The sequence below is a fragment of the Pseudomonas synxantha genome (assembly GCF_900105675.1).
GTDB lineage: Bacteria > Pseudomonadota > Gammaproteobacteria > Pseudomonadales > Pseudomonadaceae > Aquipseudomonas > Aquipseudomonas synxantha.
On sequence record NZ_LT629786.1, the window covers coordinates 3,288,380 to 3,308,281 of the forward strand.

The 19,902-nt window shown below is 62.4% G+C and carries 17 protein-coding genes and 1 pseudogene; 3 read left to right on the forward strand and 15 right to left on the reverse strand.

What is annotated here, in order from left to right; all coding sequences use genetic code 11:
• The first annotated feature begins 14 nt into the window (after positions 1 to 14).
• Positions 15 to 872 (forward strand): DMT family transporter, encoded by an 858-nt coding sequence (locus tag BLU48_RS15235; RefSeq protein ID WP_057023701.1) that lies wholly within the window; start codon positions 15 to 17, stop codon positions 870 to 872.
• Positions 873 to 1,328: 456 nt separating this feature from the next.
• On the opposite strand, the gene BLU48_RS32315 is transcribed toward BLU48_RS15235, so the two are convergent.
• The 8 genes and pseudogenes from BLU48_RS32315 to BLU48_RS15275 all read right to left on the reverse strand — a co-directional run bounded on the left by BLU48_RS32315 (position 1,329) and on the right by BLU48_RS15275 (position 10,751).
• A complete protein-coding gene (locus BLU48_RS32315) occupies positions 1,329 to 1,649 on the reverse strand; it encodes a tyrosine-protein phosphatase (RefSeq protein ID WP_231989049.1) in 321 nt (106 codons plus the stop codon).
• Positions 1,650 to 1,713: 64 nt separating this feature from the next.
• Positions 1,714 to 2,115: pseudogene (locus BLU48_RS32320) on the reverse strand (tyrosine-protein phosphatase); the annotation flags it as partial.
• Between the two features lie 21 nt (positions 2,116 to 2,136).
• Entirely contained in the window at positions 2,137 to 3,336 is a 1,200-nt protein-coding gene (locus tag BLU48_RS15250; RefSeq protein ID WP_057023700.1) for a phosphotransferase family protein, read from the reverse strand.
• Entirely contained in the window at positions 3,333 to 4,358 is a 1,026-nt protein-coding gene (locus tag BLU48_RS15255) for an amidohydrolase family protein (protein WP_057023699.1), read from the reverse strand. The genes BLU48_RS15250 and BLU48_RS15255 overlap by 4 nt, the downstream gene beginning before the upstream one ends.
• A 187-nt stretch (positions 4,359 to 4,545) precedes the next feature.
• A complete protein-coding gene (locus tag BLU48_RS15260; RefSeq protein ID WP_057023698.1) occupies positions 4,546 to 5,907 on the reverse strand; it encodes a DUF1329 domain-containing protein in 1,362 nt (453 codons plus the stop codon).
• 26 nt (positions 5,908 to 5,933) lie between these two features.
• Complete coding sequence (locus tag BLU48_RS15265) at positions 5,934 to 7,589, reverse strand: DUF1302 domain-containing protein (protein WP_057023697.1); 1,656 nt, start codon at positions 7,587 to 7,589, stop codon at positions 5,934 to 5,936.
• A gap of 61 nt (positions 7,590 to 7,650) precedes the next feature.
• Entirely contained in the window at positions 7,651 to 9,141 is a 1,491-nt protein-coding gene (locus tag BLU48_RS15270) for an aldehyde dehydrogenase family protein (protein WP_057023696.1), read from the reverse strand.
• Positions 9,138 to 10,751, reverse strand: coding sequence for a GMC family oxidoreductase (locus BLU48_RS15275; protein ID WP_057023695.1), 1,614 nt, complete (start codon positions 10,749 to 10,751; stop codon positions 9,138 to 9,140). The genes BLU48_RS15270 and BLU48_RS15275 overlap by 4 nt, the downstream gene beginning before the upstream one ends.
• A 296-nt stretch (positions 10,752 to 11,047) precedes the next feature.
• On the opposite strand from BLU48_RS15275, the gene BLU48_RS15280 reads away from it, so the two are divergent.
• Positions 11,048 to 11,608: a TetR/AcrR family transcriptional regulator gene (locus BLU48_RS15280; RefSeq protein ID WP_231989050.1), complete on the forward strand. Its 561-nt coding sequence runs from the start codon at positions 11,048 to 11,050 to the stop codon at positions 11,606 to 11,608.
• 468 nt (positions 11,609 to 12,076) lie between these two features.
• On the opposite strand, the gene BLU48_RS15285 is transcribed toward BLU48_RS15280, so the two are convergent.
• Positions 12,077 to 12,988: a LysR family transcriptional regulator gene (locus BLU48_RS15285; RefSeq protein ID WP_057023693.1), complete on the reverse strand. Its 912-nt coding sequence runs from the start codon at positions 12,986 to 12,988 to the stop codon at positions 12,077 to 12,079.
• A 140-nt stretch (positions 12,989 to 13,128) separates the two neighbouring features.
• Here BLU48_RS15285 and BLU48_RS15290 point away from each other — a divergent pair, with 140 nt between their 5' ends.
• Positions 13,129 to 14,034, forward strand: a complete 906-nt coding sequence (locus BLU48_RS15290; RefSeq protein WP_057023692.1) for a helix-turn-helix domain-containing protein — start codon at positions 13,129 to 13,131, stop codon at positions 14,032 to 14,034.
• Between the two features lie 34 nt (positions 14,035 to 14,068).
• Here the strand turns inward: BLU48_RS15290 and BLU48_RS15295 are convergent, their stop codons facing one another.
• From BLU48_RS15295 to BLU48_RS15320, 6 genes are all read right to left on the reverse strand, one after another.
• Entirely contained in the window at positions 14,069 to 14,995 is a 927-nt protein-coding gene (locus BLU48_RS15295; RefSeq protein WP_057023691.1) for a quinone oxidoreductase family protein, read from the reverse strand.
• Positions 14,996 to 15,091: 96 nt separating this feature from the next.
• A complete protein-coding gene (locus BLU48_RS15300; protein ID WP_057023690.1) occupies positions 15,092 to 16,330 on the reverse strand; it encodes an MFS transporter in 1,239 nt (412 codons plus the stop codon).
• A gap of 11 nt (positions 16,331 to 16,341) precedes the next feature.
• The gene (locus BLU48_RS15305; RefSeq protein ID WP_057023689.1) at positions 16,342 to 17,148 is read right to left on the reverse strand and encodes an SDR family NAD(P)-dependent oxidoreductase; all 807 of its coding nucleotides are present in this window, start codon (positions 17,146 to 17,148) and stop codon (positions 16,342 to 16,344) included.
• 10 nt (positions 17,149 to 17,158) lie between these two features.
• Entirely contained in the window at positions 17,159 to 18,523 is a 1,365-nt protein-coding gene (locus BLU48_RS15310) for a phosphotransferase (RefSeq protein ID WP_057023688.1), read from the reverse strand.
• A 37-nt stretch (positions 18,524 to 18,560) separates the two neighbouring features.
• The gene (locus tag BLU48_RS15315) at positions 18,561 to 19,010 is read right to left on the reverse strand and encodes a nuclear transport factor 2 family protein (protein ID WP_057023687.1); all 450 of its coding nucleotides are present in this window, start codon (positions 19,008 to 19,010) and stop codon (positions 18,561 to 18,563) included.
• Between the two features lie 32 nt (positions 19,011 to 19,042).
• On the reverse strand, positions 19,043 to 19,861 hold the full coding sequence (locus tag BLU48_RS15320) for an SDR family NAD(P)-dependent oxidoreductase (protein WP_057023686.1): 819 nt from the start codon (positions 19,859 to 19,861) through the stop codon (positions 19,043 to 19,045).
• Between the last annotated feature and the right edge of the window lie 41 nt (positions 19,862 to 19,902).

Consider the following 19,902-nt stretch of genomic DNA (forward strand, 5'->3'; position numbering starts at 1 on the left):
TACGGACGCATCCGATGAATAACCTGCTGTTTCCCGTGCTTGCCACGCTGATCTGGGCGGCAAGCACCGTGGTCAATCGGCTCTCCGTGGGCGTGATCGACCCGGCCGCGATTTCGTTCTACCGCTGGCTGGTGGCACTGCTTGTATTGTCGCCGGTGTTGCTGCCCAGAGTGTGGCGCCTGCGTCGCAACATCGTGCCATTGCTGCCCAAACTTGGCGTACTGGGTTTGCTCGGCATGGCGCTGTATCAATCGCTGGCGTATTTTGCCGCGCACACGGTCACTGCAACGTCCATGGGTCTGATCCTGGCGACCCTGCCGCTGCTGACCATGCTGCTGGCGTTTGCGATTCTGCATACCCGCCCCACCCCGTTGATGCTGGTGGGTGCCGGGGTGTCGTTTATCGGCCTGGCGTGGCTGTTGTCGGCCGGTAACCTTTCGTCGCTGTGGCAACAAGGGGTTGGCCGCGGGGAGTTGATGATGCTGCTGGCGTCGCTGTCTTATGCGCTGTATTGCGTGTTGGTCAAGCGTTGGCGTATTCCCTTGCCGACCTGGGAAAGCCTGTACGTGCAGATCGCCTGCGGCACGCTGTTTCTGGTGCCGGCGTTTGTGCTGGCGCCCACGGTTGCCTTGACGCCGGCGAATATCCCGTTGGTGTTGTTCGCTGGTCTGTTCGCCTCGGCGCTGGCGCCAGGGCTGTGGATGCGTGGCCTTGACACCCTCGGCGCGGAAAAAACCGCCGTGCTGATGAACTTGGTGCCGCTGTTTACTGCGGTATTGGCTATTACGCTGTTGGGTGAGACGTTGCATCTGTATCACGCGGTGGGGGGCGGGTTGATTCTGGTGGGTATCTGGCTTACGCAGGGGAAGTAGGTGTCCAGGCAGGCCTGTGGTGAGGGAGCTTGCTCCCGTGGCGGCCTGACAGCCGACCAGGATGTTGGATTTGACCGGGTACATATCCATTTTTGCGGTAACGGCGGCTATGGGTTCCGCTCTTACAGCGGGTGACTTTGGAAAAGCCCCAAAGTAACCAAAGGGCTCTTGCCCCACCACTCGGTGCCTCGCCTAGGCTCAGCATGCCCGAACGCAGGCTTGAATCCGTGGGTAACCCGGCTGGACGCCGGGTTAGCCGTCCTGGGCCAGGGAAGGCCCAGGACGGCGGCCCAAGGATTCAAGCCTGCGTTCGGCCAGCGTGGTTGACGGGGCGCTTGAGATCAAGATCCAAAGCAAATCACAGCAAATCACAGCAAATCAGGGGAATATTGGGTGGCTGTGAGGTTGTCACGGGAGCAAGCTCCCTCGCCACAGGTGCCTGGCCTCCCAAGATGGTTATGTAGGGGGCGCAGCCCACGCAGTCAGTAACGTGTCGCGCAGACGCTGGATACCCGCCGGGGCGAGGCCGGTGAAGCGAGCCAGGTAGGGATCGAGCCTGCCGTATTCGGCGTCGATACTGGCGTAGGCAGCCTGCAGATACTCCGGCCTTGCGTCCAGTACCGCATCGATCGCGACTTCGTTTACCGGTTTGCCGACCATGTGTTCGATCGCATTGCCCAGGGCGGTCTGGCGCTGGGTATCGAGTTGATGGAAACGGCGGGCCGACAGGAGGTAGTCGGCCATGATGGTTTCGGGGGCCACGCCTAGGGCATGCAACAGCATGCGCGACCACTACGCCGGTGCGATCCTTGCCCGCGGCGCAATGAATCAGCACCGGCGTGTGCCCACCGACGAGCAATTCGAACACGGCCGCCAAGTGCGGCGCCAGCAGGCTCGGTAGCTGGCGATATACCTCCAGCATCATCTGTCGCGCGCCCTCCTGCGCCGGGTTGGCTGCCAACATGGCCGCAATGGCCGGGTCGGCACGCACATCGCCGCTCACCTCCAGGTGCACATGCCGTGTGACGGTTTCGGGCAAGTCACTGGGGTATCGCTCACGCTCGGCGCCGCTGCGCAGGTCGCACACGGTTTTGAGCCCCATCTGCTGCAGCGCCATCCAATCCTCCACCGTCAGACGATGCAACTGGTCCGCCCGCAGCAGGGTGTCACCCGCGATGCGCCGCCCACCGTAGGCAGGCAGGCCTTTGAGGCTGCGAAAGTTATCCGCGCCCTGCAGGCGCATAGTCGTACTCGGGGTCACAACTCAGGCGTCCAGTTGAGGTTGATAAGCCGGGGCCAATGGCCGCGCATCCTTGCCCAGGATCGGCGTGCGTCGGGGCGTGCGGCCTTCGGTCAAGAGGTTGATGGTGTCCCAGTCCTCGGCAGCCGCGAAAAAGCGCTCAACCATCGGTAAGCCGGTTTGCCCCCAGTCATCCATGTTCGACATCCACGTCTGCATGCCCCACACCGGCAAGCGACACAACTGTTCCCAGGCTGCATCCTGGCCGAGTACGCCCTGCGCGCCCAGGCTGATGAGTTTCTCGCGGTACACCCGCAACAGGCGCTGGGCATCCGCTTGCCGCTCCGCCACGGTCAGCGCGCCGAGCATGAAATACGTCACGTCGCGCCAAGGCCGTCCCCATCGCGCGAGCTGCCAGTCGAGCCAGACGCGCTGGCCATCCGGACGCAGGAAGCTGTTGCCCTGGTGGGCGTCGCCGTGGATCAGGCAACCCGGTGAAGTCTGCTCGCGCTCAAACGCAGCCATTTCATCGAAGGCATGGCTGAACAATTGCGGCGAGTCATACATCCACGACGGCAGTACCCGCTGATATTCCGGCTTGCTCAGGTTCACCTGAATGTAGTTGTACATCCGCAACAGGCCGTCGCAGTCCACCGGGTTGGCCATCGACACCGGCAGCCACGCTTGCTGCTGCAACTGCGCACTGCCCCAGGTCGCGCCATGCAAGGTGGCCAGGGACTCAAGGCCCGCAGCCACACCGTCCACGCCCAGATGATCGGTGCTGTGGCCAAACTGCCCGGCGGCCAGGCCAAGGTCTTCCATGACCACGATGCCTCGACCGCCGCCGTCGGCGTCCCAGTCGGTGAAGTAGGTCTTGGGCAGAGGCGCCTGCGGCCAACTGCTCGCCAAATGATAGAAGCGCGCCTCAAGCTCGCAGATATCGCCGCTTTCAAAGCCCTCGGACCAATTGGACTTCAGGCACAGGTGCGGCGCAATGCCCGCACGCTGGCCCGCGTCATTCAAGGTCAGCCTGGCGCGAAACTTGGTGGTGTGACCGTTACGCACCTGCACCGGCTCGAGCGCCAGCACCTCGACGCCGGGATAACGCGGCTGCAACAGCTGCGTCAGCCACTGCGCCGTAACCTCCTGCAGTTGCCTGGGCAAGCGCCCGTTACGCTGTGGATAGGGGCGCCCGGCCGGTAGGTCCAGCGAGCGTTCGGTCATGACGACACCACCGCCGGCACCTTCAATTTGAGCAGTTCGATGGCGTTGCCGCTGCGGATCCGCTCACGGTCATCGGTGGACAAACCCAGCCCGGCCGTCAGGTCGCCGTGGTCGTAGGCGCCGCCGAAATTGGTGCCGTAGAGCAGGCGGTCAACGCCCACCACTTCGGCCACGCCACGGCGCAGGCCTGGCGCATGTACGTCGAGGTCAAAATAGAAGTTCTGCATATATTCCATCAGCGGCCGCTGGTTGCGCGAGTCCGGCGCCATGGCGCGATTGAGTTCACTCAAGCGGCCCAACTGGAACACCGCCATGCCGCCCGCATGGGTGATGTAGGTTTTCAAGGTGGGAAATACATCCAGCGCGCCGCCGCAGATCAGGTACCAGAAGAACAAGGTTTCATCGACGCAATCGCCAACGATCGAGGTGGTTTCGAATTTGTCGTCGGTGTGTTTTTCGCCCCAATAAATCGATTGGTTAAAGCCGTGCACCATGATGGGCACATCCAGTTGCGTGAGCTTTTCCCACACTGGGAACAGCCGCTCGTCATGCGCCTCCAGCCCGTTGAAATTGGCCCCGCCCACACACACGCCCTTGGCGCCCAGTTGGGTCACCGCACGCTCGATTTCGCGGGCAGCGTTCTCGGGGTCCGCCAGGTTGGCATGGCACCAGAAGTCGAAGTGGTCGGGGTCGGCACGGCAGAATGCGGACAGTTCATCGTTACAAACACGCGCGTATTCGTTGGCGAAGTCACCCGCCCAATACATGAAGCAGTGTGACGGCGTAGACATCACCAGCTTGTCGACACCGCGCTCGGCCATCAGCTTGCGCCGGCTGGCGTGGGTCATGCGCGCCAGGATATTAGCCTGCGCCTCAGCATCGGTGGCCGCCTTGGCGGGTTGTTTGGTACCCAGGGAAAAGTGGCCGACGGTCAGCCCCTGCACCTTCATGAACGGGCCCCAGAATTCGTGACGGTTGAGCATACCTTCGGTCAACAGGTGGGCGTGGACATCAATCAGCATGGCGTTCTCCTTGTTTTTAGTCATCCGGCTTTTAATTATCTGGCCCGGATGAGCCATCAGGCGGATAAAGCATCCGAAATAATATAAACACATTTTTAATATCTGTTCATTTAATTCCCGCAACACAGTGGATTTCACGCAAAAAAAACGGCCCTTTCGGGCCGTAAAAGTGGAGTCGAAGGGTGAATCAGCGCTGGGTTTCCTGGGACACGATGGATTCTGGCTTCATGTCCCGCTCAGTCTCCGGGACGTCATGCACGCGGTAACCGCCCTTCAAACCGTCGTTGAGCAGCGACCACATGCCCTTGTTGAAGTCGTAGCTGACGTTCTTGACGGTATAGGGGATGACTTTGTCGTACAGCTGCACTCCGCTGAGGAACAACGCGCGGTACAGCACCCCGCCCTGGTCCCAGGCGTCGTACAAGCCGGCACCGTAGGTGTCTTCATCCAGGTAGTAAGTGCGTTTGCTGTAGACGTGGCGCTTGCCCGGTTTGAGCGTGGCTTCCACCACCCACACCCGGTGCAGTTCCCAGCGTTCGCACGCGGGATTGGCGTGGTGCGCGAGGAACTGTTCGTCCTGGCCACAGCTGAAATAGAACTTGTAGGCGGTGTACGGGATGTACATTTCCTTGCGGCCCACCAGCTTGTAGTCAAAGCGGTCCTGGCTGCCGGAGAACATTTGCAACTCGTCGAACAGGTTCACGCCGCCCTGGTTCGGCACGGGCGTGTCGTAGGCGAATTCCGGCGCCAACTTGATCCGGCGCATCCCCGGCGTATAGCTCCAGGCGCGACGCGGCTGGCTCTGCGGGTCGAGGTAGTCGGCGAGGATGATCAACTGGCCGGCGCTGCGTGCCGGGTAACTGTCCAGCGCCCAGGCGCGGTAATACAATTGAGGGTCGCGGTCGGCCTGTTTGACCTGGTAGTACGGCGACTCTTCAAAGGTGGCGGACTCGGCGGTCTTGGTCACCGAGCCCGAGGAGTCCACCACCCAACTGTTGGATGACGGCGTGGTGGTGTAGCCCGCGCCCTTGTAGCGCAATTGCTGGTTCCAGATCACCTCGTTGCCGTTCTGTGGCAGCGGAAACGGCAGGCCGCCACGGCAAACCGGGTCGACGGCCAAACCGTCCTTGTTGGTGTGGCAGTTGGTGGCATTGCGCGCCGTGGCGTCGAGGACTTCCTGCGGGTACGCCGCCGTGCGGTGCGAGGGGTAGATATCTAGGTAGTAGTCGGGGAATTTCTCCAGCAACAGCTTCTGCCCGCCGCTGAGTTTGTCCGCGTACTGCTGCATGTTTTTCGAGGTGATGCGCAGCAGTGGTTTTTCATCCTTGAAGGGGTCGACCCAGAAGCCGCTGTCGGGTTTGAACCCAGGTGGGCTCTGCCGCAGGCCGCCCTGATAGGCGGGGATCGTGCCTTCGGCGTTACCGGCAATAATTGCACCGAACGGCGTGAGGGTTTTACCGATTTGCGCCACCTGATCGGCGGGCGCCGCCGCCAGGCTGCAAGTGGCCGCGCTCAACAGCGCGAAGGCCAGGGCAAGTTGTCCGTTCATAGCAGGTACTCCGTTTATTGGCGTTATCAGATGGAGGTCTTGAAGGTGAAGGCCAGCCAGCCACGGTCGGTGCCACCCACGGCACCGTTGCCGCCAATCGTGTCGCCGGGGATGCGCTTGGACTGGGCGTCGCTGTCGGCGTACCGCAGGCCGAACTCGTAACGCTGGGCATAGGTGAGCTGCACGCCGGCGGACCAGGTCAGCGCGCCTTCATTACCGCCACCGGCTGAAGCGGCGTTGCCCGACAGGCCATAGTTGACGGTCAAGGGCACGGTCATGTCCCAGGAGGGGAATACCGACAAGTACTGCGGCGTGTAGTTGACGGCCATGGCGGCGTAATTGCGGGTGGAGCAGCCGTCGCGCTTGTCGCCCGACCCCGGCGTGCCGACCCGGGGGTCTACACAGTTATTGTTGTGTTCACCCAGGTACAGCTCCTCGTGGTCAGTGACTTTGCGCAGGTGGCTGTAGGCGAACTCGGCGACCAGGGTGGCGTTGTTGGCGATGAAGTTACGCGGCACGCCATACACGGCATTGGCGACAAAATGCAGCGTATCGCCGCGCGGCCCTTCGTTGTCCGTAGGGTCGATGCCCACCGCATTCAACGCCCCGCCCTTGCGATACGACACCTCGCTGCCTACCGAGACCGTGTCGAACACCCTGGAAAAACTCAAACCCACCAACTTGACGTTGCGCGGGTAGACCAGACGGTAGCTGCCAGTGGCGGCCGAGACTTCTGGCGCAAGCCAGGGTTGGTAATCGTCAAACTGGCGGTAGTACAGGCCGACGTTCGAACTGATCGCCTCGATCTCATACTTGGCCATCACCCCCCAGTTGGCGGAGTCGCGGCCGAACTTGGAGTTCTCCCTTTTCAAAGAGAAGCCCGGTGCGACGGGCAGCCGGTCGGGGCCTTCGAAAAACGGGTCTGCCGCGCCAAAATAGGTACCGCCATACGGCAGCCGGGTGTAGTCCCATTCGTAGAAATACTGCGCAGCCAGGGTCAGGTTATCGGTGGCCTGAGCCTTGGCCGAAATTTGCCCGATGGGCAAAAACACTTCCTTGGTTTCGATACCGGGGCTGGTGACCGCCTTGGCTCCGTCCAGCGGCGCTTGGGAATAGGACACGGCATGCGCGCCGAACAGCAACCCTTCGCCCCAGTAGTTGGTATGGCGGCCCGCCTTGACGTTGATCGAGGTGTCGCCGACCCGGAAGTTCTTCCACAGGAAGGCATCGAGAATTTCCCCCGAAGGCCCTGCGGCATAGCGCTTGACCTCGCCGCTGTAGCGATCACTGTCATAGCTGCTCTGGTAGCCGGCTATATGGCTGCGCACGCTATCGTCGTGGTACGCCTGGTCGAACCAGCCGGCGGCGCTGACACGGGCACCCCACTCCTTGCGATAGGAAAAGTCGATTTCACTCAAGATGTCGACGCGGTTAGTGACGATATCGCCCTTGTCGAACTTGCCATCGGATTCATCGTAACTGGGGTTATTCATGATGCGCCGGTCCTGGTCTTCCATGCGCATGCCCAGGGCGTAACGCAAGGTATTGTCCCAACGCAGGCGGTAGTCGGAATTCGGCAACTCGATGGCGGCCGCCAGTGCCGTGCCGCCTTGGCCCACCAGTACCAGCAAGGCCAGGGTCTGCCAGGCTTGCTCACGCCGCTGCTTATTTATCGGTTTCATGTAACCACCTTTTGTTTTTATTCTCAGTCGGTTGATCCACGCGCTCATCACGGCCTCGGGGCTAGCGCCCGATGGGGTAGATGATGGATTTTTCCTGGGTGAATTCCTTAAGCCAGTTGGGCCCGAATTCGCGCCCGATACCGGAGCGCTTGAAGCCACCGATCGGCGCGTATGGCAGGCTGCCACTACCGCCATTGAGGTACACGCTGCCGGCACGGATGCGCCGGGCCAGGGCATAGGCCGTTGCGGCATCGGCCGAGGCGACGGCCGCGTTGAGGCCGAACCGGGAGTCGTTGGCGATGACCACGGCTTCGTCGTCGCTGTCAAAACCGATCACCACCCCTACCGGCCCGAAGATCTCTTCCTGGGCGATCAGCATGTCGTTGCGCACGTCATCAAACAGCGTGAGTTCGCTGAAAAAACCACGCGACAAATGCGCCGGGCGCCCGCCGCCGCACACCAGCGTGGCGCCCGCGTCGCGGCCCTGGCGGATGAAATGCTCGACCTTGTCGCGCTGCGACGCCCGGATCAGCGGGCCCATCATCACGCCGGGGTCAGCCGGGTCGCCGACCTTCCACTGGCTGGCGACGGCCTTGGCGCACTGCACAAACGCCTCGCGCACGGAGTGATGCACCACAAAGCGCGTCAGCAATGCACACCCTTGGCCAGCGTTGACCGCCAACCCGGCCACCGCACCCAGGGCGGTGGCCTGGATATCGGCATCCGCGCGCACGATCAACGCCGACTTGCCGCCCAGCTCCAGGTGCACCCGTTTCAAGGTCGGCGCGGCCTGGCTCATGATGCTGCTGCCGACGCTTTCGGAGCCGGTGAACGAGACCATGTCTACCCGGGGGTCACTGCTCAACAGGCTGCCGACTTCAATACCGCCGGTGACAATGTTGAGTACGCCCCTGGGCAGGCCGACCTCTTCGGCGATCTGGCCGAACAGCAACGCGCTGTACGGGGTAAACGGCGAAGGCTTGAGCACCAGGGTGTTGCCCGCCAGCAGCGCCGGGAAGACCTTTGCAAGGTTGAGTAAAAACGGAAAGTTGTAGCCCGTGATACCGGCCACCACGCCAATTGGCTCACGCTCGACCGTGCCACTGCCGAGGATCAGCGGGCCACCCGGGTTGAAGGGGTTGGGGTTGGCATGCACAGGAATCTGCTGGCTGTCGCTGTGCAGCGATTGTTCGATCGCCGTCAGCACGTGGGCCAGCGGCATATCCACCTGCATCGCGTACGTCACGCCTTGGGAACAGCCGACTTCGGCAATGATCAGTGCGGCGATCTGCTCACGCTTGCTCACCAGCGCGGCATGCATGCGCCGCAGATAGCCTGCACGTTCGGCCATGCTCAGCCATGGCCAGGGGCCGTTGTCGAACGCCTCGCGGGCCGCCGCCAGTGCGGCGTCGGCGCTGTGCAGGTCGCCCGTCGGGGCCAGGCCGATCACCGCTTCGCTGGCGGGATTGAGCACCTCTTCACGAGGGCCGTCGACGTTGACCCAGGCACCGTTGATGTAAAGCTGGTCGAGCTGAGTAAAGGGAATAGTCATGCTGCGCTGGCTCCAGAAAGTGTGCCGGTGATCAGTTCGGCCGCACGCATGGCAATCGCCATCGCCGGGGCATTGGTGTTTCCGGACACCAGGCAAGGCATCACGGAGGTATCGACCACCCGCAGGCCCTCCACGCCGCGAACACGCAATTGCGGGTCCAGCACCGAAGCGCTGTCGGCGCCCATGCGGCACGTACCGGAAACATGGAAAGCGGTCTGGCCGTAACGGCGAAAGGCCGCGAGGATTTGCTCGTCGCTTTGCACCTGCGGGCCGGGGGTAAGCTCCTTGACGATGAACGGCTTGAGCGCGGTTTGGGCCGCCAGGCGACGGAACCAGCGGAATAAGGCAACGGCCGAGGTCCGGTCGATTTCTGCGCTCAGGTAGCGGGCGTTGATCTGCGGTGGCACCGACGGGTCGGCAGATTGAATCCGCACCTCGCCCTGGCTTTGCGGGCGCAGGAAGTAGCCGCCGATCGTCAGGCCGGGCTGTTTGTCGATTTCCACCTTGTTGCCATCACCGTCCATGGAATACAGGCTGACGCCAATCTGCGCATCCGGCTGCTCAAGCTCCGGGCGCGTCTTGATAAACCCCCCGGCCTCGTGGGCGGCATGGGTCATCGGCCCCTTTTTGCGCAGAAAATACTGCCCCAGCGCGCCGAGCAAACCCAGGCCATGGAAACAGTGGTTGAAGCTGCCGCGTGTCACTCGGTACTGCATGGCCATGTACACATGTTCGCGCAGGTTGCGACCCACTTCGGGGGCATCCTGCACCACGGCAATTCCCAGGGGCTCAAGCACACTGGCCGGGCCGATGCCGGACAATTGCAACAGCTTGGGCGACTCAATGGCTCCGGCGCACAACAGCACTTCGCGGCGTACCTGGAAGCGCGCCTTGCCGGCGCGGACCTGCACGGCCGTGGCACGTCGGCCGTTGAACTCGATGCGCTGCACATCGGTGCCGGTCATCACCGTGAGGTTCGGGCGTTCGCGCACCGGGTCGAGAAACGCCTTGGCGGCGCTGAACCGCTGGCCGTTCCAGGTCGTTTGTGGTTGGTAACCGAAGCCGCCCTGGCGCACCGAGTCCACGTGGTTAGTGTCGTCGGTGCGCGCCGCACCCAGCTCGCCAGCGGCGCTGATCACCGCGTCGCACAACGCATCCCCCGCCGGATGCACCGTGACCTTCAAGGGCCCGCCGACGCCGCGCCACTGGCTTTCGCCCAACTGGTGGTCTTCCAGCGCGACAAACTGGCGCCCCATGTCGGCCCAGCCCCAACCGACGCACCCCTGGGCTTCCCAGCCGTCGTAGTCAGCAGGTGTACCGCGCACATACACCATGCCGTTGACCGAGCTGGAACCGCCGATGGTCCGGCCTTTGAGCCACTGCTCACTGGCCATGCCTTCGCCGCGCTCGGCCTGGTAGTTCCATACATGAGGGTTGCCCGGGTTGAGCAATTTGCCGATGCCACGGGGCATGGCGATCAGCGGGCTGGTGTGGTCCGGGCCGCTTTCGATCAGCAGCACCGAAACCTTCGGATCGGCGGACAAACGATTGGCCAGCACGCACCCCGCCGAACCCGCCCCGATAATGATGTAGTCGTAGATAGTGCTCATTGTTGTTCTCCAGGGTCTCTTGCGGACCGCAGAAAACATAAGTCGCCGGGCATCAACCCACAACGAACAGAACCGCGAATCTGTTCGACATCGCAGTTTTTAATTAACACTTTTTTAAAAAATGTTCTAAAACTAAGGTGCTTGTCTTGGCGGTCGATGCCATGATTCAAGCCTCAACGCCGAGGTAAATCCTCTCGCCCGGCGCCAAGATTCCAATAAAAAAGCTGCAGAGGTACCGGATGACACACGCCGCCCCCGCACACAGGCTCGATAACACGCACTGCCACCAGCGCCACATGCTGCGCTCCCAGCGAACCCGCGATCTGCTGTTGGATAACATGTATCGACTGGCCCTGGAGAAGGACTACAACGAAATCACCGTGCAGGATCTGCTCGACCGAAGCGGTGTGGCGCGCTCGACGTTCTACGCGCACTTTCGTGACAAGGAAGACCTGATCATCGCCGGCTACGAAATTATCGGCGTACCGGCCACCAAGCTCACCGACGTCCAGGGCGACCGGCGCGTAGTGCTGGACGTCTCGACCTGGCTGTTTGGCGCCACCGAACGTCATGCCGCACTCACCACATCGTTCTTCAGCGGCGCCGGACACCGCGTGGTGCTGGCGCACCTGGAAAACATCCTGATCATTCAAGTACGCGAACACTACCGCAAGCAGGGCCTGTACCAGGCCACAAAACTACGCGGAGAAGTCGCCGTGCGCTGCTTCGTCGGCGCGTTGCTAGGGTTGTGGCTGTGGTGGGTACGCCATGATTATCCGGGCTCGGCGCAAGACATGACGGAGGCGTTTGATACATTAATGAATGATGGGAGCTGGCCTGGTCCTTCGCCGGGGTAGGACTAACCACTTTTACACTGCTTTTGCTCTTGACCTTGATCTCAGGCGCCCCGTCAACCACGCTGGCCGAACGCAGGCTTGAATCCGTGGGTAACCCGGCAGGACGCCGGGTTAGCCGTCCTGGGCCAGGGATGGCCATGACGGCGGCCCACGGATTCAAGCCTGCGTTCGGGCACACCGAGCCTGAGCGAGGTGCCGAGTGGTGGGGCAAGAGCCCTTTGGTTACTTTGGGGCTTTTCCAAAGTGACCCGCTGTAAGAGCGGAACCGATAGCCGCCGTTACCGCAAAAATGGATATGTACCCGGTCAAATCCAACATCCTGGTCGGCTATCAGGCCGCCATCGCAGGCAAGCCAGCTCCTACAGTTTGATCCGGTTTACATCCGGCAAATGGTGGCGCCCGGGAGGCCGCCACGGGAGCAAGCTCCCTCGCCACACGACCCGCCAATCAACATCCACGCACAAACACTCAGGACGCACACGCCATAATCAAAAACTGCCTAAACGCCTCGGCCGGCCGCGACAGAGCCCGATCTGGCAACCAGATCAACCCCAACTCCATGGGCGGAATCACGTCCACCAACGGCCGTATCTCGATTTTCTTGCCCTCCAGCGACCAAGCGCGGTACAGCATGTCCGAAAGAATCGTCACCCCAAACCCATGCCCCACCAAGCCTCGCAGCGCCTCCAGCGACGACGTGCGAAATGCCACCTTGGGCGCCAACCCCCGCGACTCCCAGTAACGCAGCGTCGAGGTGTCGCCTTCATCCAGCGTGGCGAGGATATAGGCATGCTCGGCAACGTCTTCGAGGTTGATCGACGCCGCTGCCATCAGCGGGTGTTGACTCGACAGCCAGAGCTGGCGCCGCGAGCGGATCAGCACATGATGGGCAAACCCGCGCAGGTCGGGGGTGTTGGACAGGATGACCAACCCCAGGTCCAGCTCGCCATTGCTGACGGCCGCCTCGATGCTCTGGCGATCCATGTCCACCAGGTCAACCTCGACCAGCGGGTAGCTGCGCTTGAAACGCGCCAGCAGCGCCGGCAAAAAATACCCCAGCACCGTGTAGGAAGCGCCAACCCGCACCGTGCCTTGCATCCCGTGGCTGAGAAACAGTGGCTCGCTGAGTGCGTCTTGCAGCGTGTCGAGGATATGCCGGGCATGCTGGGAAAACTTATTGCCTTCAGCCGTCAGCGCAACGCCGTAGGGCAAGCGATCAAACAGGCTGACACCGAGCGACTCCTCCAGTTGCAACACTGCGGCGGTGATGGCCGATTGTGAGACGTGCACCTTGAGCGCCGCCTGGGAAAACTGCCCGGCGTCGGCGGCGGCCACGAAATAGCGCAACTGGCGCATGGAAATATCTTTGCCTTTGGTCATCTGATTTCCTGATACCTGCCACCTGAATATATGAAACAGCTCAGTCCGCGCGCTGGGTACACTCGGGTCAGGCTGCGCCCCTTGGAGGCGCTGACCCTCGAATTTCAGCACCAACAATAAAAATCGCTGAAGGTAGAAAAATGAACACGATCCAATACAGCGAGTACGACTGTGAAGACACGGGGCATTTCCTCACCGAGGCCTCAGTGGCCAAGCAAGGCTTCGACATCCGCATTGAACACGCCCAGTGGTCCAACAGCGGCACGGCCCTGATTGAAACCGGCGACAGCTGCCTGCTGCGCCTGATGCTGCCTGCCAGCGCGCATGACAACCCCAATTGCGGCAGTTTTTCCAGCCGCGCAGGGCATGCATTCCAGCCGCTGGGAAAACTGCTGTTCATTCCCCACGACACCCAGTTCCACTTGCGCCACGACGCGTGCGCGCAAAAGGCGCTTGTCTGCGTCTTCGACCCTGCCGCCTTGGGCGTGCTGGGGTGCTACCGCTGGAACTGGCAAGACAACGTCCACGAATCCATGCTCAACCTGAAAAGCCACTACCTGCATGCCTCGTTGCAGCGTCTGGCCGAAGAAGTGGCTCAACCCAGCTTCGCCAGCGAACTGCAGACCGAATGCCTGCTTACCAGCATTGCCCTGGACCTGCGCCGCGAATACATCGATGCACCTGCCAGCGGTATTTCAGAAGGTGCCAGCGGCGAAAAACTCAGCCCCGGGCAACTTAAATTCCTGCGCGAACTGCTGGATGCCAGCCCCGACGTCGAGTGCTCGCTGCAACGCCTGGCCCAGGCATGCGACTTGCCGTTGCGCACCCTCTCCAGCCGCTGCAAAAACACCACGGGCATGACCCTGCGCCGCTACGCCGCGCAATGCCGCCTGCAAACCGCCATGGCGTTATTGGCCGACCCGCATTTGTTGGTCAAGCAGGTGGCTTATCAGTCAGGCTTCAACAATGCCGCCGCCTTTGGCGCCGCCTTCCGCAAGGAACTGGGCGTGACGCCGGAAGAGTTTCGCCGCCAGCGCCAACGGTAAAGGGCGCCCTTTCAGGGGCGCCGCGCCTGGCGACCTAACGTCGAATCGTTGCGGTAATTTTTGCGTGAGGGCCACTGACCTGCGCCGCCCAGGCTTCGGCCGCCTGGTCGAGCGTGAAGTCGAGGTAATCGACCTGGATCTGCTGCTCTTTGGCGATACTCAGCAAGCGCAGCCAGATCTGCTCACGGTCGGCTGGCGGGCGTTGACCGGTGCCGATGCACGACAAGTTGCGAAACAGCAGGTCGGCGATGTCCAGGTTCAACTGACGCCCGGCGCCGGTGCCGATGGTCATGATGCGCGCGCCCCAGTTGGTGGCCTTCAAGGACGTCAACATCGGCTGGCCGCAGACCAGGTCCAGCACCACATCAAACCCGCCGTCGGCGGCGTCCTTGAGGGCGGCGACATCATCGCTGCCGCCCAGGGTCACCACCTCGTCGGCAATCCCCCGGGATTTCAGGCGGCCCAGCGCCTCTGCGGAACGCGCGGCGCCCACGACTTTACCGGCGCCCATGCCGCGTGCCAACTGCAAGGCGATCTGCCCAAGGGTGCCGGTGGCGCCGAGCACCAGGACCTTTTCGCCCTTCTGGATCTGCGCCTTTTCCAACGGCACGATGGCGCCGGTGGCGGCAATACCCATGCTGATGGCGGTCTTGTCGTCGACATCATCCGGCACATTCCAGACTTCGGCTTGAGGCACCAGGGTACGTTCTGCCCAGGCACCGAACGGCAACACCGAACGCTCGCCAAAGTACACCCGGCGACCATCCGGGGCACGGCCCACGCCCTCACCGCGAATCACACAGGGGTACTCGACGCCCAGGCGATAAGCGCCCAGTACGTCCCAACCGCCAAGCCCGGCGGTATCCACGTCAATCAGTACTGCCCCGTCCTGGGGTTGTGGTTCCCGAAAGTCCTGTATGACCGGTGGCGCATTGCGCTCGGTGATGATGGCTGCTCGCATCGCATTCTCCTTGTCTGTTTTGTTGTCAGGTTGCGCATGCAGCAATAATTGAACACATTTCTATTTATTGTCCATATATTTTACTGAATAGCGATTTTACGTAGCGGCCAATGCCTGCCCTTGATAGCGCGGATACCCGCCAAGCGTCAGCAGTAGCAAGGGGCCGACCACAAAACAGATGCCGCTGAACAACAGCATCGCCGAGTAGCCGCCGGTGACTTTGTACAACAGGGCAAACAGCAAGGGTGACAGCGCCGCGCCGGCAGTAATCAAGCCCAGGTGCGCACCAAACAGGCGCCCGTAATCGCGCATGCCGAAGTAGCGTGCGATCAAGAACGCGGCGATGTCGAACTCGGCGCCTGCACCCACGCCCACCAGCAGTGTCGCCAGAATGTACAGGCCAATCGTCGCATCGCCGTAGGCAAAAATGCCGCAGGCAAACGCCGGCATCAGCAGCGCCAGTGACGCCACCGCCGGCGCCCAAAGGCGATCGATCAGGTAGCCCACCACCAATCGCCCAAGGATCAACGACACGCCAAAGCTGCTGAATACCTGGCTGGCCTGCAACGCGCTCAAGCCCCGGTCCTGCAGCAACGGCACAATGTTGGTGACCATGCCCACCACGCACGCCACCACCAGGGTCATCGACAGGTTGCACACCCAGAACCGCCACGAGCGCAGGGCTTCGCTCAGCAACAAACCGCCGGCCAGTGCCGTGCTCGCTGTGCTGGTTTGCCGGGCATCAGCGGTCGGCAGCAGCCAGCGCAGGGCCAGTGGCAAGGCCAGCAACAGCGGCAACAGCCCGAGTGCGAGGAAGCCTGCCTGCCAGTTCCAGCGGTTGATAGCCCAGGCGGTGATCAACGGCAAGCCGATGGCCGCCAGCCCTGAACCACTGAGGATAATGGCCAGCGCCAGCCCCCGGTTTTCGTCGAACCACAGGTTGACCAGATGCGACCAGGTCACCTGCAAGGTGCCCAGCCCGGCCAGTGGTACCAGGAAAAAACCCAGGTACAGGCTCCAGATCGAACCGTTGATGCCGGTCATGGCCCAGACACTCAGGCATAACGTGACCAGCGACACCAGCGTGACCGCGCGCAGGCCATACCGCAGGTTGAGCCAGCCGGCCAGTTGCGAGGCGACGATAGTGCCCAATGACAGCGCGGTGATTGCCGCCTGCAACTGCGCGCGATCCCAGCCCATGGCGTTTTGCAGGGGAATCACCATGGAACTGAAGCTGTACAGCAGCAATGAACTGGAACTGGTGGCGACGCCAACCAGGGCCAGCACCAGTACCCTCCAGCTGCGTTTGAACTCAGCGTTATCGAAGCCTTTCATGGTGCATTACCTCAGTCGTTGCCAATAAACACAGCCGCTTGCGCGCTCGTCGCCAGGACGTGCTCGCGTCGCGCCTGGCCCGGTGGATCGCCCAGGGTGTCCTGGGGGTGAATCAGCGTCGGGCCTTTGGCCAGATTCTGCAGCGCCCACAGCGCCAGCTCCTCGGCTTGGGGCAGGACCATGCTCAGGGCGTCGGGAATATTCAGCTTGACCATTGCCTCGCGCATGGTGGGGGTGTCGACGGTGCCGATCAGCACGTTGAGGACATCCACCCCATGGTCCTTCCACTCCGCCCAAAGCGATTCGCCCAGGTTCAACGCGAACCCTTTGGTGGCGCTGTACATCGCCAGTTTGCGCACGCCGCCGAGTGCCGCCTGGGACCCCACCAGCAGTAGCCCGCCCCGCCCGCGTTCGAGCATGGCGCCGCCAAAGGCATGACTGCAGCGCATCACGGTCAGGCTGTTGAGACAGAGCAGGCGCTCCCAGTCATCCGCCGAGGTGGCGATGAACCGGGTGATATAGGGATCGCCGCCGGCGTTGTACACGAACAAGCCGACTTGCCGCGTGCCTACGGCCGCCACCAGTTGCTCACAGGCGTCGTGCCGGGCCAGGTCCTGGATGACGGTCAATACTTCGACGGCATACTCGCGCTCTAGCTGCGCCTTGAGTTCGGCCAGCGGCTCGCCGCGACGGGCCACCAATACACAATTGAGGCCACGGGCCGCGAGCAGATGGGCAAAGGCTGCGCCCACCCCGTGGGAGGCGCCCGCGATCACGGCCCAGGGGCCATAGCGATGCACAAAATCCGGATCAGACATACAGGTTTCCTCAGCTCACAGGTGGCAGGTCGATGTGGCTGGCAGAGGCGCCAATCGCTGTGCTGCCATACACCAACACCCGACGTTCGACCTGGGCCATGAACAAGCGCAGCAGCGGCTCGTCATATTCGGGCCCGGCGCTTTTAACGAAGGTTTCCAGGGCCACCTCGATTTCGCTGTAGTCGGCGAAGGTACGGTCCAGCAAGGTTTGCGCTTCTTGTTGTTCCAGCTCGCGCAGCTTCAGCTCCATGGCGTCACCGCGCCCTAGGTACTCCACCAATTTGCCCACCGCACGCAGTTTGGTTTGCTGGAAGTCGCTGGTGACCTCCACTTGCGCCAGCGCGTCCGTCAGCATGGTCAGCAACTGGGCATTCGGACCGCTGTCGACAATCGGCAGGTGCGGCGTGTGCAAGGGCACGCCCATGGCTTCGGCCAGCGCATGCACCACCACCCGGCGCAGCGCCAGATCGAATTCGGTGTAGGTGTCATGCGGGTCGCCCGGTTGTGGCGTGGCCACCGAGGCGGAGAACTGCAAAGTGCTGACCGTGGCGAACAGCAAGGTGTGGAAGCGCACCACATCGGGGTCGGCCGGCTCACCGGTCAGCGTTTGGTAATGGCGATACAGCGCGGCAAAGCTGTCGCCCAAGGGTTCGTAATTGTCACGCATGCGTGCCGAGGCCAGGTCGGCCAACGGATCGCCGATCATTGCGAACTCAAAGTCGTACAGGCCATGCACTTGGCCGTTCTCGAACAGAAACTGCCCCGAGTCGTACTGCACGAAGCCGGGCCGGGTGCGATGCTGCGGCACATTGCGCCGCAGCCAGCCCAGGGCGAACTCGGCCAGGGGCTGGGCGCGGGTCTTGTTGCGCTCATACAAGGGGTAGTAGGCGTACAGCCCCGCCAGAGCAATGTCCTCTGCCGTGCGGGGCAAATCGATGCCCTGTTCGACAAACGGCTGCAGCGGTAGCTGGTGCATGCGCGCCATGGCCGCGACCCACTGGCGAGCGACGCTGTGGCGTTCGGCATCGTCCTTGGCGGTGGTGACGTCACGGCTGCCGGGCACCAGCTCCATCACGATCGCCTGAGGGTCTTCGCACAGCCCGTAGATATGCGGCACCGGTACGCCTTGCTGCTTGAGCTGGGTGAGGATATCCGCCTCGCGCCGCAGTTCAGGGAACGGGCTGACGTCGCCGCCGCGCTCGCCCCGAATGTGCAACTGCAGGGTTTCGTCGCCGCGCTGCAGTTCCAGGTTCCAGGCCGGGCGCCAGCGCAACAGGCGCTGCATGGCCGTGATCTTGCCGCCCAGCAAGTCTTCGACGAAGGTGCGCAGCTTTGCTTCGACGGCGTCAGCGGTCGGGCTCTCGGTTGTTTGCATGTCGATCTCCATCAAGGGCTGAAGGCCAGCGCCGCTATCAATTGGCACTGGCAGCGCCGGCGTTCGGGCCACCCACCTCTGCCAGCGGAACACCCTTTTTCTTCGCCAGGTCGGCGGTATCGAGGTACTCACGCCAGGCACAGATCAGGCCCTGTTCATTCAGTTCGTACACCGCCACCATCGAGTGCGGCATCGGCACGCCATTGTTGACGCAATAATCATCGCGCTCGGTCATCACTACCCGCGCCGAAGACACGATGTGCCGGGTGGTACAGCGGTTATGAGTGACGTAACTCATCTGCCGTTCTATCTCCTGGTGCAACGCTGCTCGCCCGCGAATCACCGGGCCGCCAGGCACCCACAACTGCCAGACGGCGTCTTCGGCAAAGGTGGCCATGATGCGTTCGATATCCGGGCGGCTGCCGTCGGAGCCATCGCCCCAGGCCGCCAGCATGTCGAGAATGAAGTGTTCTTGTTCGAGGGCCATGGGCCGGGCTCCTGTGTCGGGGATGGGGAGAGTCAGGCCGAGGCCTGGGGCAGCAGCAAATTACGCACCACCGGCACCATCGGCGTACCGCAGCTCATGCCGCCGTCGACGCGCATCAGGGTGCCGTTGACATAGGCGGCATCGTCACTGGCCAAAAACGCGGCCATCGCGGCAATGTCGCGCGGTTCGCCCAACTGGGGCACGTTCTGCAGGTCGAGGAAGGCTGCCTGCATCGCTTCGGTGGCCCAGCTTTCCATGGCCGGCGTACGGATCACGCCGGGCAGGATGCCGTTGCAGCGGACGCCGCGCTTGCCAAACGTCGCGGCGATGGTTTGCACGTACCAGTTCAACGCGGCCTTGGACGCGCCGTAGCTGAACTGGCTGATTTCGCCGGCGATCGAACTGGTGGAGGACGTAAACAGAATCGACCCGCTGCCCTGGGCGAGCATGTGCGGCAACGCGTATTTGCACGCCAGCACGCCACCCAGCACATTCACACGCATACAGTTGTGAAACAGCTCGGTATTGAAGTTGATGAAGTCGATATCCCGCGTAGTCTCCGGGTTGCGGTACACCGCGTTGTTAAAGAGCACATCGATACGCCCGAAGGTGTGCACCGTGGTCTCGATCATTTGCCGCAGCTGATCCTCGTCGCCGACATCGACCTGCAGCGCCAGGGCACGCGGGCCGATTTCGGTGGCCACGGCCTGGGCCGAGTCGAGGAACAGATCGGTCACCACTACCCTGGCGCCCTCCTCGGCAAAACGTAAGGCCGAGGCGCGGCCAATGCCGCTGCCCGCGCCGGTAATCACGCACACTTTGCCGTCCAGGCGCTGTAAAAGCTGGCTCATAAAAAACTCTCGCAATTCGAAAAAAAGGCGCCCTGCACGAC

Coding starts and splice junctions, on each gene's coding strand:
- BLU48_RS15235 (WP_057023701.1), top strand. CDS start 15: ATGAATAACCTGCTGTTTCCCGTGCTTGCCACGCTGATCTGGGCGGCA.
- BLU48_RS15250 (WP_057023700.1), bottom strand. CDS start 3,336: ATGACCGAACGCTCGCTGGACCTACCGGCCGGGCGCCCCTATCCACAG.
- BLU48_RS15255 (WP_057023699.1), bottom strand. CDS start 4,358: ATGCTGATTGATGTCCACGCCCACCTGTTGACCGAAGGTATGCTCAAC.
- BLU48_RS15260 (WP_057023698.1), bottom strand. CDS start 5,907: ATGAACGGACAACTTGCCCTGGCCTTCGCGCTGTTGAGCGCGGCCACT.
- BLU48_RS15265 (WP_057023697.1), bottom strand. CDS start 7,589: ATGAAACCGATAAATAAGCAGCGGCGTGAGCAAGCCTGGCAGACCCTG.
- BLU48_RS15270 (WP_057023696.1), bottom strand. CDS start 9,141: ATGACTATTCCCTTTACTCAGCTCGACCAGCTTTACATCAACGGTGCC.
- BLU48_RS15275 (WP_057023695.1), bottom strand. CDS start 10,751: ATGAGCACTATCTACGACTACATCATTATCGGGGCGGGTTCGGCGGGG.
- BLU48_RS15280 (WP_231989050.1), top strand. CDS start 11,048: ATGCTGCGCTCCCAGCGAACCCGCGATCTGCTGTTGGATAACATGTAT.
- BLU48_RS15285 (WP_057023693.1), bottom strand. CDS start 12,988: ATGACCAAAGGCAAAGATATTTCCATGCGCCAGTTGCGCTATTTCGTG.
- BLU48_RS15290 (WP_057023692.1), top strand. CDS start 13,129: ATGAACACGATCCAATACAGCGAGTACGACTGTGAAGACACGGGGCAT.
- BLU48_RS15295 (WP_057023691.1), bottom strand. CDS start 14,995: ATGCGAGCAGCCATCATCACCGAGCGCAATGCGCCACCGGTCATACAG.
- BLU48_RS15300 (WP_057023690.1), bottom strand. CDS start 16,330: ATGAAAGGCTTCGATAACGCTGAGTTCAAACGCAGCTGGAGGGTACTG.
- BLU48_RS15305 (WP_057023689.1), bottom strand. CDS start 17,148: ATGTCTGATCCGGATTTTGTGCATCGCTATGGCCCCTGGGCCGTGATC.
- BLU48_RS15310 (WP_057023688.1), bottom strand. CDS start 18,523: ATGCAAACAACCGAGAGCCCGACCGCTGACGCCGTCGAAGCAAAGCTG.
- BLU48_RS15315 (WP_057023687.1), bottom strand. CDS start 19,010: ATGGCCCTCGAACAAGAACACTTCATTCTCGACATGCTGGCGGCCTGG.
- BLU48_RS15320 (WP_057023686.1), bottom strand. CDS start 19,861: ATGAGCCAGCTTTTACAGCGCCTGGACGGCAAAGTGTGCGTGATTACC.